Annotated in this window: 11 protein-coding genes and 1 pseudogene; 1 reads left to right on the top strand and 11 read right to left on the bottom strand. The window is 43.8% G+C overall.

Going from position 1 to position 15214, the window contains the following annotated elements:
* Window positions 1-12: 12 nt before the first annotated feature.
* From Q1A69_RS13005 to Q1A69_RS12955, 11 genes and pseudogenes are all read right to left on the bottom strand, one after another.
* Entirely contained in the window at window positions 13-1128 is a 1116-nt protein-coding gene (locus tag Q1A69_RS13005) for an NAD(P)-dependent alcohol dehydrogenase (protein ID WP_299585988.1), read from the bottom strand.
* A gap of 283 nt (window positions 1129-1411) precedes the next feature.
* Window positions 1412-1921, bottom strand: a complete 510-nt coding sequence (locus Q1A69_RS13000; protein ID WP_299585985.1) for a hypothetical protein — start codon at window positions 1919-1921, stop codon at window positions 1412-1414.
* Between the two features lie 646 nt (window positions 1922-2567).
* Window positions 2568-3538, bottom strand: a pseudogene (locus Q1A69_RS12995) (IS30 family transposase).
* A gap of 187 nt (window positions 3539-3725) precedes the next feature.
* Entirely contained in the window at window positions 3726-4238 is a 513-nt protein-coding gene (locus tag Q1A69_RS12990) for a hypothetical protein (protein WP_299585983.1), read from the bottom strand.
* Between the two features lie 898 nt (window positions 4239-5136).
* Window positions 5137-5658 (bottom strand): hypothetical protein, encoded by a 522-nt coding sequence (locus Q1A69_RS12985; protein ID WP_299585981.1) that lies wholly within the window; start codon window positions 5656-5658, stop codon window positions 5137-5139.
* A gap of 1138 nt (window positions 5659-6796) precedes the next feature.
* Window positions 6797-7318, bottom strand: a complete 522-nt coding sequence (locus Q1A69_RS12980; protein ID WP_299585979.1) for a hypothetical protein — start codon at window positions 7316-7318, stop codon at window positions 6797-6799.
* Window positions 7319-8313: 995 nt separating this feature from the next.
* Window positions 8314-8853, bottom strand: coding sequence for a hypothetical protein (locus tag Q1A69_RS12975; RefSeq protein ID WP_299585977.1), 540 nt, complete (start codon window positions 8851-8853; stop codon window positions 8314-8316).
* Between the two features lie 1291 nt (window positions 8854-10144).
* On the bottom strand, window positions 10145-10684 hold the full coding sequence (locus Q1A69_RS12970; RefSeq protein WP_299585974.1) for a hypothetical protein: 540 nt from the start codon (window positions 10682-10684) through the stop codon (window positions 10145-10147).
* Between the two features lie 1142 nt (window positions 10685-11826).
* The gene (locus Q1A69_RS12965) at window positions 11827-12366 is read right to left on the bottom strand and encodes a hypothetical protein (RefSeq protein ID WP_299585971.1); all 540 of its coding nucleotides are present in this window, start codon (window positions 12364-12366) and stop codon (window positions 11827-11829) included.
* A 466-nt stretch (window positions 12367-12832) separates the two neighbouring features.
* On the bottom strand, window positions 12833-13528 hold the full coding sequence (locus tag Q1A69_RS12960; RefSeq protein ID WP_299585969.1) for a type 1 glutamine amidotransferase: 696 nt from the start codon (window positions 13526-13528) through the stop codon (window positions 12833-12835).
* A gap of 1 nt (window position 13529) precedes the next feature.
* Entirely contained in the window at window positions 13530-14177 is a 648-nt protein-coding gene (locus Q1A69_RS12955; RefSeq protein ID WP_299585967.1) for a hypothetical protein, read from the bottom strand.
* A 137-nt stretch (window positions 14178-14314) separates the two neighbouring features.
* Here Q1A69_RS12955 and Q1A69_RS12950 point away from each other — a divergent pair, with 137 nt between their 5' ends.
* Complete coding sequence (locus Q1A69_RS12950) at window positions 14315-15196, top strand: LysR family transcriptional regulator (protein ID WP_299585965.1); 882 nt, start codon at window positions 14315-14317, stop codon at window positions 15194-15196.
* Window positions 15197-15214 lie beyond the last annotated feature (18 nt).

Here is a 15214-nt window from a genome sequence, read left to right as displayed (position 1 = left end):
TAGGTAGTGACGCTAGGAAAACCGCACCACAGGTTTTAAAGTTAACCCTTTCTCGCTGTCTTCAGCGGCTTGGTTAATCTGAGAGAAATCGTAGAACTTTATAAGTTTATCGAATGGGAAGCGGCCGGCCATATAAAGATCAATCATAGTGGGAATCAACTGATCCGGCAGGCTGTCTCCTTCAACCACACCTCGCCGAATGCATTGGTTCAGCAGGTCCAGAGTGAGCCTCTCGCCGGGTTTCGAAAGACCGATAATCGCTCCCTCGCCACGGCTGCGCAAACAGTCGATCATAGTATTAATCACTGTCGGGATTCCTGTGGCGTCAAGGGCAAACTCCACGCCCTTGCCGGTAATTGCCCTGATTTGTTCCGCAACCTTGCCCTGAGTACTGTCGATTGTGTGGGTGGGGCCAACTTCCATTGCCGGTTTCAGCCTTGAGGGAAGGATATCCACAGCGATAATGGTGATGGCCCCCGCTGCCGATGCGGCCATCATTGCAGCCAAGCCCACGGCGACTGCCCCAAAGGCAACAAAACTCGAATCGGGGCTCACCTTGAGTGAATTTAAAGCGGTGCCGGCACACGTTTGAATGCCACACCCTAAAGGACCCAATAGCGCCAGAGGAGCATCTTTGCGCACCTTAACTACGTTTTGCCCATTGGCTACCGCGTACTCGCCAAAGGACGACTGACCAAAGAAGCGGTCGTTAAGCGTCCCTCCCTGTTGATCGGCAAGGGCGTGGCTGCCAGCTATGCGATGCGCGGAGAAGCTTCGATCGCGAAAATTTTCGCAGCAGGCCGGGTGACCGGAAATACACTCCCTGCAACTACTGCATGAGAGAAAAGTTAAGACAACATGATCCCCAGGAGTCACTTTAAGTACGCTATCACCAACCGCCTCTACCACTCCTGCGCCCTCATGCCCTAATACAATAGGGTGTGGAACCAAATAGTCCTGATCCCGGGCAATCATATCTGTTTGGCAGATACCGGTGGCGACGATTTTAACCAGCACTTCACTTTCAAGTAGCTTGGTTTGCCTCACTTGTTCTAACACGAAAGGGCTGCCCGGTTCCCTTGCTACTGCTGCGGTGAATTCGTTGCCAACTCTATGAGTGCCTGTCATCTTTTCTCTCGCTTAGCGGTATTTCTTGTGCAGTGCAAAGATTTGGGCGCTGATTCCATGCCGCTTTTATTGGGTTAGGTGTTTTAAGACTAGATGGGGAGGAGGGGGTCGCCAAGTTAGTTAATTTACATCGTAAAAAGAGTTATTCAAGAGGGGGATAGTGAAAGGTTTGATTGGTTGTTTTTATAGCCTACGTCAGGTGTCGGCCTGACGTAGGTAACGTTCGAAGCTTACTTGGTAAGTACTTGTTTAAAAGAGAAAAATTAATTGCTTTTTTAATAAATTACTCTGATGCGACCATTATCGATAGGGTACCAGTAAAAGGTCCCTGATTTTGCACAGGTTGCCACTCTGCTGCAGGGATGGAGACTTCAAAGGCAGCATTATCAGATGCGCAATCGGTATTCTGAATCATCTGCCCTGGAATAGGTACACCGGCAAATGCCTGAGTTATTATACCAGAAAGGTCGTTGTCAAAGAATACGTCGTAATTAACTATAAAGGTGCCGTTTGAAAGTTCAAAAGGCATGGTTGTGCTACCAAATGTAATACTAAAGGTTTGGAACCCAGTACCGGCGACACAAAAGAGATCCAGCCCTGTAGCAGGTTGGTTGGGACCTGTTGGGGTTATATTGAGGTCGTTAACATTGTCGATCACAATGGACTCAACAAACGACAGGGTGATCATGCTTTGCGCGCTATCTGTGACTTGGGAAAGCGCAGGGATAGCTGAGCCAAGTGCCACGCTCAGTGAAATTGCAGATATCAGAGTCTTTGGGGAGGGAAACTTCATCAGATACTTCCTTGCATTAAAACTCAACAACGCTTCTGTTGAAAAAGCCAAAGCGAAAAACAATTTTCATTTTGAAAATGCCTTGGTATAAAAAGAATAGTCAGTAATCTATGGTAGGTGTTTTCTTTGGCGATTTTGAGTGAAGTCTTATCTTCTATGAGAAAGCTTTCCTATTTCGCTAAGTTTTTTGTGAGCTTAGATGACGGCTAGGAGCCTGATAAGGGGGTTAAATGCTACTCCAGGATTAATAGCTGGTGCAGCATGGTAGAGTGCTATTTATTCACGGAGTAAGCATTATTTAGGCTCTTAGTAAGCCTGTCGCGTAATGTATGTAATTCTTCAGATTCCACAGTAATTAATAGTGTGCCCGTGAAAGGATCGAAAGATTGACCGGGATCCCGCTGGTTTTTAGGGATGATTATGTCAGAAGTTCCATTATTATCAGCGCAATTGGTTGCTTGAATCACATTGTTGGGAATAGGTATTCCTGCCATTGCGTTCTCGGGAACACTTTCATCATTTTTTTAGAGTATGTCAGGGGTCTATTCTGCGTAACTTATGGAAAATGGTCCGTGAGAGAGTTAATTAATAATATTAAATATTAATTTCTAATAGGGCTTGGTTTTAAGTAATAACTGCAATGCTTTCATGCTGTAAGAAGATTGTCTTGCAGTCCCATAAATAGCTCATTCGGTGACCTTCCACCCCGGCTTGCCCTTGGTCTACAGTTTAGGCGATCCATTACAAATTGAACCTGCTCACCTGTTACTTTATTGAAGTCTGTATCCTTTGGGAAATACTACCGAATGAGGCCGTTAGTATTCTCATCAATTCCTCTTTCCCAAGATGAGTATGGGTGAGAAAAATAAATATCAGCTTCTAAGCCTTCCGCAATCGTTTTATGATCAGCGAATTCAAGATCATTGTCGAAGGTAATTGTTTTGATTTTATCTTTGGAGCTCACCATATGGCTAACGGCGGCTTCAGCCAGTAAGTCTGATTATTTGCCAGTGAATCTAATAATAACTGTAAATAACGTTTTGTGCTCAACCATAGTCAGTAAGGCTCCGCCACGCCCCTTGCCTATAACGGTATCACCTTCCCAGTCACAAAACCGATTCATTCGGTCTATAACAGCTGGTCGATTATCTATGCATACTTTGTTTTTGATCTTTCCGCGTCGATCATACTTACCGTATCGCTTGCGATAAGGTTTTGATGCAATCCTAAGGTGCTTGTATAAGTCTCCACTATTTCCCCTGATCTAAATAAATTAGTTGGTAGATCGTCTCATGATGTAACGATACACCGGTATGTCTCTTTAAATAGCTTGCAGATTGCTGGAGACTTAATTCTTTCCGGGTTAGGGTTTCTATTTATTGCCGCAGGCCATTAGTCACTTTCTGTGCTTTATGCGCTTGCTGACGCCTGAGTTCTGCAAACTAATGTGCTTGCCCTGGATGATATCCTTACAAGCCTATATTGTGTCGTAGCTCTCGGCTAGATCGTCTAGGGATGCCTCTCTAACAATTGTACTATTGCTTTCTGAGAGTGTCCGACTTTTCTTAGGCTGTAAATCTGGTATCGTTCGTTCTCGTTCAGTTGGTAGTAGCTCATCAGTGCCTTTCTCTTGGTCGGGAGAGGTGCCGACTCAACCAGCTGAGTCCTCCTTTACCAATTGCACTTATTATCCGAAACCAAGCCTGATTTGAATGGCCTACGCCAGCCGTTTATCCTGGCGTAGGCAATAGAATAGTTAAAATGGTTGAGTGTGCACTTTAAATAATTACTGCGCTTTAAAACTTTATTCGGAAGCAACCAGAATCGACAGGGTGCCGATAAAAGGTCCCTCATTTTGCACGGGCACCCACTCTGAGGCTGGAATCGTAACTTGAAAACGCGCGTTATTCAGAGCAGTGCAGCTAGCAACTTGGATTGTCTGGTTTGGAACGACAACACCGGCCATTACGGGGTTAAGCGTGCCAACAAGGCTGTTAGCGAAGTCGACATTATACGCAAGCGGCACGCCATTGGCGTTCGCAAGTATGAAGGGTTCAGATGCGCTACCAAATGTAATACCAAATGTGGGGAAGCCGCTACCGGCAACACAAAAATCATCCACAGCGGTCGCATCATTGGTGCCCACCGGGGTGATGTCGAGATTATCAACATTAGTGATATCAATAGATTGAACAAAGCTCAGAGTGATCTGACTTTGTGCGCTAGAGAAGATTTGAGAGGACGCAGGCATAGTAGAACCGAGCGCCACGGCAAGTGAAATTACAGAAACCAATGACTTGGTGGGAAAAAAATTCATCAGAAACATCCTTGTGCTGAAAATCAATAAATCTTATATCCTAAGCAACACCAAGGCAGTTGTTAGTGAGTTAGCTTGGTGGTAATGCTTTGGTCTGAAGATGATAGCTGTTTAATTTTAGAGTTATATCGCAAGGCGAAATTTTCCTTAAATTCGGGAAAAAAGTACTAGTTATTGGGAGGAAATTACTAATTGCTGTGATGAAATTCTTGCTTTTGGTTGAGTCGTCTTTAGAGGTTATATTCTCTGTAGTAAATTTTTAGGCGTTTTTTATTGCTTGAATTTGTATGGCTTGGCTTAATTTCTGAGGTGTATCCGTTGGCAAGGTAGAGAAAGAGGCCGGCTACCGGTAGCTTTATTCGTATCTTTCCAGTAAAAAATGCAGGGGCGGGTAAGCGCTAAAAAGAGCTGAGCTATTCGTAAATATGTCAGTGTTGTCAAAAGTGGTTTGAGAAAAAAGGAATAGCTGTATACGTAAGTTAATCAACCATCAATAGGGAGCTGATCAGCGGTGCTGGTGAAAAGGGATACCATCCAAGGTTGGCACAGAAAAAAGGGGGGGTGCAGCTTTTATGGAAAGGGGGAATGAAAACCAAACAGTTTGCCACGCTAATACTTTCGAAAGAGACAGGCTTAAAGAAAGTTACGCAAGCCAGGGTGAGAAGCTCTTAAGAAGACGAAATCCTCACCCAAGAAAAAAGGCTGTAATAGAAAACGCCAAGTCAGTTAATGAACGGCTAGGGGTTGCGCCAGCGGATTAGGCTGTGATGTGCTTCAGAATAAACCCAGGTGGTTTTTTAATTAGGTTTCTTTTTGTAGTGTATCGAAAGTGTGTTTTGCTTTATAGCCACACTGGAGCTTTTCAGGTGCGGCTATAAAAGAATTCTATGCAGTGCAGTTATTCAGATTCCACTGTGATCATGAGCGTTCCTATAAATGGGCCATCGGCTTGTCTGCCGTCCCAAATAGAAAATGGGATGAAGATATCAAATCTGGCGTTGTCATTTATACAGTTGCTTGAGTTCAATGTGTTTCCTGTTAGAGGTACTCCAGCTAAAGCAATTGTGCCTTGTCCAGTAACGCTGTTTGAAAAACCAACATCATATGGAATTTCTGGAGTGCCATTACTACTCAGGAGAAAGAAAGCTGGGTCTGTACCCGCATTGGCAAATGTGATACTAAAAGTGCTGAATCCGCTGCCTGAAACGCAGAAAGCATCTGACCCCATAGCATCAGTTCCTAAGATAGGGTCCGTAATGGTTACTGCGTCAACATTAGCAATATCAATCACTTCATTAAATAATAAGGTGATCATACTTGTCGCACTATCGGTTGCTTGAGATAGTGCGGGTGTGGCTGTTCCAAGTGCCAGGCTGGTGATAATTGCAGATGTTAAAAGTTTTGGGTTAAAAATATTCACGACAACCTTCCTTATTTTGAAAACATTATCTCTAAAAGAACGTGGCGAAAGCCAAGTTAAAATAAGATGCTCGGAGATTAATTTGGCCTGAAAATATTAGCCGTATTTGTTTCTGGAGTTGATTTTTTTTTGAATTAGAGAGTAAATTACTAGTTGTTAGGAATAAATTCTCATTATTTGGGGGGTGGATTGTGGATTGTGGATTTAAGTGTTATTTTTGATCTGTTATTACTGCTCCTTGATGTGATATTTTAGGAGTGAGAAAAATTCACTAGTATTTGAAATGAATTTACTATTGAAGAGCACGGGCCAAGCAGGCTCTTGATTTTGCAGGGGCATGTATGGAGGGGTTCTTTAACTTAGCTAAAACCTTCTTTCTTGGTGGTTTCTGGTTCTGACTACACTTCGGGATTAAAGGTGTGAGTTTTTGTTATTTTCGCTCTGGATGGCGCTGTAAATAAAGGGTTTTATTGGCGTATATAGACGCTCAGTTTGTAATAAGTATTACTGCTTGTAAGTACGTATCTTGTTTCTGTTCCAGTAGTATGAAATATGATGCCAGAGGCATTAAATCTATTTTTTCGGGGTTGCAAAAAGCCTCCAAGTCCGTTGATGGGCATTCTTATGCGGAATCCGTAAGCGTGGTTCCTGTTGTCAGCAATAATCACATTCGGAAATGCCAGCTCAATTGCACTTACCCTAGGCGACATGAAGTAAAATACCGGTATAACTAAACCTCGCGTGAAATTCAGGGCTGGTAAAGGTGCAAAAAATATAGATGCATTGGTTTGGAAGTATTGCTTCGGCTGCGAAGTAATAACAATATATTTTGGTGTGTTATTGCAAGAGCAATTTTTGTTGAGTTTGGTGGCTTATTTCTAGTCGGCTATATTGAAGTTGGAAGTTTGAATATTTAAGGTTTTTTTGTGGATATATAGGCGGTGTTTTTCTATTGCTTGGGTTGCTGAAGAATGCGTTATGGTTATCGGAAGGAGAATATCTTGATTTCCTTCAAGTATAATTTTTCAAGTTGTGCTTGATTCGGGTCTTACCACTATCGTAATTATCACTTTGGGGTTCTGCGCCAGATAGGACTTCTGGCGCAGGTAAGTTAAAATACCATGGGGTACTGAGGAATTTATTCCGACTCCACGGTGATCATCAAAACCCCTGTAAATGGGCCGTCGAACTCTCTGTTTTCCCATTCGGCGGAGGGGATTTCAATATCAAACCTTGCGGTATCGTTAGAGCAGTTGCTGGCCTCTATAGATTGCCCCGGCAAGGGATCATTGGGAAAGACTTGTATAGCTGTCCCCGTTGGGTTGTTAGCAAAGAAGACTTGATATGCAATTGGTAGGCTACCGTTGCTGCTCAACAAAAGAAACTCTGGAATGGCAGGGTCATCAGTGGAAAATGTGATGCTAAAAAAATTAAAGCCACTTCCTGCGACACAGAAAGTATCTGACCCCGTCGCAGGACTTCCGGTTGCAGGGTCTGCAATAGTTACAGAGTTCACGTTGTCTATTTCAATGAAATCGCTAAATGTTAGTGTGATCGTGCTTTGAGCCGTATCTGTGGCGGAAAAAGCTGAAGTGGCTGATCCAAGTGCGAAGGCTAAGGCTATCGCAGATAGAATAGATTTTGAAGAGAATGAAATCACAAGAAACCTCCTTGTACTAAAAGCAATACTGCGAGCGCTAGTATTGAAGGCGTTACCTAAGGTAAACGTGAGTGAAATTAAACGGCAAGAATACCTTGGTTTAAAAATGATAGTGGAAGGCTTGGCTGAGCGTTGCTCGCAGGGTGGATTCAGGTAAAATTTACTAGCGGCTGAGAAGAAATTGTTACCTTCTCAATTCTAGCTAAATCAAAATATGTATTTGAAGGAATTTTGTGGTTATGGTGAGTGTATTGTTAATTCCCTAGTTGGATATCTCTGTCGATATTTTTATAGAAAACACAAGATGAATCTCGGTTCTTAGCAGGAGGTTTGGTAGGGCCCTGTCATTATGGTGTCCAGGCATAAAAAGGTGCCACTATGAGCCGAAAATTTTATTGAAAGAAACCCTTTGCGAGACTAGCAATGGCAAATCCTCGCTGAGTTTTAAAAAGCGTATGGAGTTAGGTGTTGAGCATCCTGCCCATGGGTTGCTGATGATTCTACCGAAATTTTACTGATCAATATTTCTGTACGCGGTATGACTGTGTCAGTATAGGGATATAGGGGTATAGGGGTATAGGTGAGCTGGGAAATCGAGAATTTATCTGGAATCATAGAGATGAAGCGAGTCGTTGGGTGTGAATTTTTTAGAGCCGTGATCAGACTCCTGTGGGGTTTTTGTCTTATTAGCCGCTTTTGCGAATACGTGTTGATTTGGCGTTGAATTAACAGCAGTAATGCTCTAATTGGAGCGTTTCTGTTGTGATAAAAATCTAGGTTTTTTTGTATAAAACTTGTATGTAATACAGGGTTTCACTTAGTCGCCATAGATGTCGATGTTCCATACTCTTATAGAGCTACGCCAGCAATGAATTCTGGCGTAGCAAAAACGTAATAAGGTAGGGCGTAAGAACCTATTCAGATTCCACTGTGATCAATAGGACGCCTGTAAATGGTCCATCGGTCTCCCGATTTTCCCATTCTGAGCTGGGAACTTATTCAGAGACTACGGTGAGTTCTAGCATGCCTGTAAATGGGCCTTCACTTTGTCTACCATCCCATTCGAAAAAGGGAATTTCAATATCAAATTTTGCATTATCATCGGCAGGCGCTGCGCAGACGCTTGTTTGAACTAGGTTGCCTGGGATGGGTGAGTCGGGTGCAACAGGCATCCCCAAACCTGGGCTAAGGTCGTTTTTAAAGAATACCTCATAAAAAATTGGGGGGGTGCCAGCCACCGCGGGCTGTAGCACAAAACCTGGGTCTGTAGGATCAGGGTTCGAAAAAGTGATGCTGAAAGTGCTAAAGCCAGTTCCGGCCACGCAGAATGTATCTTCACCTGCAGCTGGAAATCCAGGGGTGGGATCTGCGATGGTTACCGGATCCACAAAAGCGATGTCGATATTTTGCATAAAGGTCAGCGTGATCATGCTGATTTCGCTGTCCGACACTTGGGAGAGGGCGGTCGTAGCGGAACCAAGAGCCAGGCTGGCTGCCGCTATCGATGTTAATAATTTGGGGGTGAAAATTTTCATGCGTACCTTCCTTGAAGAAAACAGACAGTCTTGTGTAGATAAACAGAACCAAAGCAATTTTTGGGCGGTGTCGCTCGTTGGGATGCGTTGGCCTAAAAATGATAGCCGTTAAAATTTAAAGGTGAAGATACTGAGATGTTTTCGGGTCGAATTTGGGAGTTAATTACTATCTGCTGAGAATATTTGCTTATTTTTTATTGGTCGTTTTTTATGTTATTTGCTTACCGTATGGTTTAAACGCTTTTCATTGCTTTAAAGGTGATCGTGATGGATTGTGTAGTTGTGTAATTTCCTGCGCCCTATTCGGATTTGTATCCGCAAAAAATAAGTTTTGTCCTGAAATTTATATGGTGGATAGTGTTAGGCCTCTTAACTCTATTTAAAAGAATAAAGGTTGAGTTATAAAGAGGTATGAAGGTTTCCTCGGGTGTCTGGGAAGAATTTACTAGCCAGTGAGATAGATTTCCTATTGTTTGAGAAAAGATCGGCCGCCTATTTTTTGCTGTTTTAAAGGTAAGATGATTGACCAGTAGCTTAAAGCGTGTGTCACGGTTAGATGTATGGTTTTTCACTCTCTTGGAGCGGTATTTGGGGAGTAGTCGTACGACATTATATTGTCGCCAATCCAGACGAAATGGCAAGCCGAGGATATTGTTCCCTTAGAGGAATACCTGGTTTAGGCTAGGTGGAATGCCATTGCCTACACTCTAGGGTAGAGCACAGAATTGGTTTTCAAATTAGAAAGTGTGATGCTAAAAATCCTAATACTCTTTCTAAGAGCGCAGAAGTCATTGCCATGAATATAGGCCGTATTTTGAGTGTTTATGCCATCTCCTGAGGTTGAGTTTGAAGAGCTTTTGTTATTAATGCTATTTAAATCGCTATGAACCTTTAATATCCATGTGATTGTATTTGATGCCCTATCCGGGTCGAAAAATTCCGGCATGGCAAAGTCGCAGGCTTGGGAGGAGGCGAATGTCTGGGGTTTAGGGGTGGAAAGAGTTACCTAATGTTCTCTTGTGTTAAAAGCTGTAAAATTCCATTGAAGCTAGCCGAGAAGAGACCAGTGGGCAAAGATGCTTGGTCAGAATACCTTGGTTTAAATATGATAACCGTTAGTTTTTGGGGAGCCTAGAATGAAAAGCTGTCAATCTAGACCAGGAGATAACCTACGAATGAAGAAGGTTATCTTAATTTAGAGGACGATAAAATCCCTGCTGCGCATTATCAGAGAGTTGCGCCACAAATAGATTCTGGCGCAACGCATAGTAAATTATGTTGAGGGGTTAGTTTACTCAGAAACCACGGTGAGCTCTAGCATGCCTGTAAATGGACCATCGCTCTCTCTGCCATCCCATTCGGGAAAGGGAATCTCAATATCAAATTTCGCATTATCATCGGCAGGTGCTGCGCAGACGCTTGTTTGGATTGGGTTTCCCGGAATGGCCATGCCGGGGACAACAGGTATTCCCGGTCCTGGGGAGGTGTCGTTCTTAAAAAATACTTGGTACATGATTTGGGAGGTGCCAGCCACTGCGGGCTCTAGAAGAAAGTCTGGGCCTGTACCCGTAGGATTTATAAATACGATGCTAAAGTTGCTGAAGCCAGTTCCGGCAACACAGAAAGTATCTTCACCTACAGCTGGAAATCCAGGGGTGGGATCCGCGATCGTTACGGGGTCCACAAAAGCGATATCGATATTCTGCATAAAGGTCAACGTGATCATGCTGATTTCGCTATCCGACACTTGGGATAGGGCCGTCGTAGCAGAACAAAGCGCCAAGCTGGCTGCCGCTATGGATGTTAATATTTTGGGGGTAAAATTTTTCATGTATACCTTCCTTGAAGAAAACAGATAACCTTGTGTTGTTCAATAAAGCAAAGTTAATTTTTAGGTGGTGTGGCTTGTTGGGAGGCCTTGGCCTAAAAATGATAGCTATTAAAATTTATGATGGATGATGCGGAGTTGTTTCGAGAGTGAATTCAGGAGTTAATTACTAGCTATTGAGAGTAATTTCTTATTTTTGGTTGGTTGCGTTTTTAACGTTGTTTGGCTGTGGTGTGTTTTGAAGACTTTTTCTTTGGGGTGGTCGTGACTGGTTGTGTAATTACTTGCGCCCTATATTCATATAAAGTAATTTTTTGTCCTTTTGCAAAGGCCGAACTAAGGTTTGTGTCGGGATATACAATGAATAGCAATGAATCTCTTGGTCTAGCTTAAAAGGCCAAATGTTAAGACATAAAAGGCATAGAAATTTTCTGGGGCATCTTGGAGGTATTCTGGGAGTGGCTGTACGACTATATGTTGTGGCTAATCCAGATGGAATGGCAAACGAGGATATTGTTCCCATACCGGAACGCCTGGTTTGGGCTGGTCAGGATACCATTCTATATCCCTGCCTAGAGCAGGGCACTGGGTGAGTGCAAAAATTAGAAAGCGTAATACTAAAGATTCTAACGCCATTCCTAAAAGCGCAGAAGTCACTGTTATACATGGTGGTTGTATTTTGAATAATTGTACTCTCTCATGAGGTTGAATTTGAGATTAATGCTGCTTAAGTCAATACCGCCCTTTAATGTCTATGCAATTGTATTTATATCGTATCCATATTGGATAATACGGACATGGTGATGTTGTAAATTTTGGAGGTAAATGATGTGAGAGGGTTAAATGTGAAGAGAGTTGCCAATGCTTTCTTGTGTTAAAATTTACGCCGTTTCCACTGAGGCCAATAGCAAAGAAATTAATTGACGAAGGTGTTTTGGCAGAATGCCTTGGTATTAATGTGATAACCGTTAAATTCTGATGGGTTTTGAGTGATCTGCTGTTAATGTGGCGAAGAATAAGCTCACTAATGAAATAGGTGAGCCTCTTATTTGGAAGATGAGTCAGACACAATATTTATTGCATGTATAGAGAGCTGCGCCAGAAATGTATTCTGGAGCAGCTCATAGTAAATCTGGGTGGAGAGCTTATTCAGAGACTACGGTGAGTTCTAGCATGCCTGTAAATGGGCCTTCACTCTCTCTACCATCCCATTCGGGAAATGGAATTTCAATATTAAATTTTGCATTATCAGAGGTGGGGTCTGCGCAGACGCTTGTTTGGATTAGGTTGCCTAGGAGGGGCGATTCGGGTGCAACAGGTACCCCGAAACCTGGGCTAAGGTCGTTTTTAAAGAATACTTCATAAAAAATTGGGGGAGCGCCAGCCACTGCAGACTGCAGCTCAAATCCTGGTGCTCCGGGATCAGGATTCGAAAAAGTAATACTGAAAGTGCTAAAGCCAGTTCCGGCCACGCAGAATGTATCTTCACCTACAGCTGGAAATCCAGGGGTGGGATCTGCGATGGTTACCGGATCCACAAAAGCGATGTCGATATTTTGCATAAAGGTCAGCGTGATCATACTGATTTCGCTGTCCGACACTTGGGAGAGGGCCGTCGTAGCGGAACCAAGAGCCAGGCTGGCTGCCGCTATCGATGTTAATAATTTGGGGGTGAAAATTTTCATGCGTACCTTCCTTGAAGAAAACAGACAGTCTTGTGTAGATAAACAGAACCAAAGCAAGTTTTGGGCGGTGGCGCTCGTTAGGATGCGTTGGCCTAAAAATAATAGCCGCTAAAATTTATGGGAGATAATGCGGAGTTATATTCCGGGTGAATTCAGGAATTAATTACTAGCTACTGAGAGTAATTTCTTATTTTTTCGCGTTTTTAACGTTTTTTTTTGCTGTGATGTGTTTCAAGGGTTTTTCTTGAGGGGGCGTGATGGGTTGTGTGGTGTGGTTGTGTGATTTCCTACACCCTGTATCCACTTAAAATAATTTTTTGTCCTTGTATGCTTTCAAAACAACTTAACTAAGGCTTGTACGGGGAGTATATATATAATGCGTGGTAATAAACCTCTGAACTCGGATGAAAGAAATGATTTGATATGTAAGGCATGAAATTTTACTCGGGGAGCTAGGAAGAATTTACTAGTCGCTGAGATAGATTTCCTGCTTTCTGAGTGAAGGTTCGGAATTCTTACTTTTTGTTGTTCTATAGAGAAAGTGGTTGTTCAGCAACTGAAAGAGTAACTCACGGCTAGCCGTGTGGTCTTTTACACTTGATTCGTATTCCTGGAGATATTCTGGGAATAGTTGTGCGACTTTATGTTGTGACCACTCCAGATGAAATTGTAAACCGAGGATATTCTTCCCGTAGGAGAAAGCCTGGTTTGGGCAGAGTTTGGAGCTTGCCAAACGTTTGGCTCCTTCTGGAATGTCAAAATAATAGTTGTGAGCCTGGAATACCCTATCTATGGTGAGAGCTTGTGTTGCTGTCCAATTAATGGAGTGCCAGCCCAATTCTTCCTGTTCCATTGGCTTAATTTCGGCTCCCAGTGCGTGGGCGAGGATTTGCGCACCCAGGCAAATCCCGACAATGGGGGTCTTATGGTCGATCGTCTTCCTTACCCATTGCAGTTCGTTGGTAAGCCAGGGTAGTGCTTTGTGGTCTTTCACATTCATCATTCCACCCAAAAGAATGACGCCACGAAAGCCAAGCTTTGGCAATGCCGTTATTTGTGGGTTGATGATTTTTATTGGAATCTTATATTGGCGAGCCCAGTCGTAAATATAACCGGGGCCTTCATTTTCTTCGTGCTGGATAATAAGGATCGGTTCCTGCATTTTATTGGAAGTCCTGTGTTTCAAAATAGAGCTGTTGACGAAACGTAATACCCGCCTCTTTGAGACTGTCTGGCCAGTGGGTTATTGAAATGGGAAGTTCACTGCGAGTATTGATGGATTTTGGAGCCGATGAGTCTGCGGTAACTGCCAGTATCTGGTCAAAGCTGGGGGGGGCGGCGATTTCGTGGATAAGCAGATTTTCTTGTCCAAGGTTTAACAGCCGATAGTGACCATTTCTTTGCTGTTTAAGCGGGGAATCCAGTAGTTTATTAGCAACCCTGAACCTTATAGCTTTTAAGTGAATTTTGCCTTTTCGTTCAAAATGGCCTTTGAAGACATCCCCTCTAAAGGTATTGAGGCTCCCATTTCGCAAACGATTTAAAGAGAAGGTTTCCGGTTTTAAGGTAACGCGTTGGGCGCTCTGGATCAGCTTGATGATTTCTTTATTATTTTCCGACTCTAAGGTCATGATTAGTTGGCGGGCGTGTTGCCCTCCGTGAAGCGGCATATGGGAGGCTACGAGTTGACCATCGACTGAAAACAGCACCATGCCGTGTGTGCCGACTGAATCGTCTGAAAAAGCGGGTAAAGGCATTAGAGATAAAGCGGAATAGAGAATAAAAATCCAGGGTCGATAGAATTTGTGCATAAGTATTCAGTTCTTGACATTGAGAGGCCAAGCTTTCTGCGATTGGGTTTGCGATAGCCCCTAAAGCTTGGATTTTCTCGATTCTAAACGTACATTAGTGATCAATCGATTCATTAATGGCTGCATTTGATTCCAAAATGGAAATACAAGATCTTGAGAAATTCCTCGTTATTGCTGCAACGGAAAACCTGCAGCGCTCTGCAGACCGTCTGGATATGACGCCGGGTGGATTGAGCAAGGTTTTGCGCCGTCTGGAAAGCGCACTGAATACCCATTTATTTGACCGAGTAGGCAAGCAAATCAGGATTAACGATGCTGGGCGCCGCTTACAGGGGCGAGCGGCAGAAATCACAGCAATCGCACGACAAACTCAGGCAGAAATTGCCGGCTCCAGTCATTTTCCTGAGTGTAGGGTGGCGGCTCCGGCAGTCCTGCAGTTGATCTGGGCGGCTTCCATACAGACTCTGCTTACTGATACTCACCCTGAGGCATGCCTTTCATTGACCTCGGCCTATGAATCGTTGGCCCTGAAAATGTTGGTTAGAGGTGAAGTGGACTTGGCGCTGATTACCGGGGCGGTTTTGGGGCAGGTGCCAGATAGAATTTCAACGCGCAAACTGGGTACTGAAAGGATGTGTGTTACAGCGGGCGCCACCCACCCACTGGTGGCTGGCTATAAGAGCACTGCGGAGGTGTCAGTGGAGGCGCTCCAGTGTTACTCATTTGTGGCGCCACGAATTTCTCCCTTCTGCGGTGAAGAGAGGGGGCTTACGAGTGACGGTTGGGGTGAGGGGCTGCCACTACGCAAGGTCCAGGCTGTCGTGAATGATTATGGCGCCCTTACGAGCTTGGTTAAAAATGGAAAATTTCTGGCTTTCTTGCCGGAAACTCTTGCTGAGGATATCGGTGGAATTAGGGTAAAAGTGACAGGAATTCCCCCCCAAGCTGAGGAAGAACTCTTTATTGCCTGGCGTGGAAACGATGAGAGTTGGCTGGAAGGTCTGGTAATGGCTCTTTAAAGGATTGAGGCGGGCTTG

This window comes from uncultured Microbulbifer sp., assembly GCF_947498635.1.
Lineage (GTDB): Bacteria > Pseudomonadota > Gammaproteobacteria > Pseudomonadales > Cellvibrionaceae > Microbulbifer > Microbulbifer echini.
The sequence above is the reverse complement of the archived record's forward strand: the minus strand, read 5'-3'. Positions and strand labels throughout refer to the sequence as shown.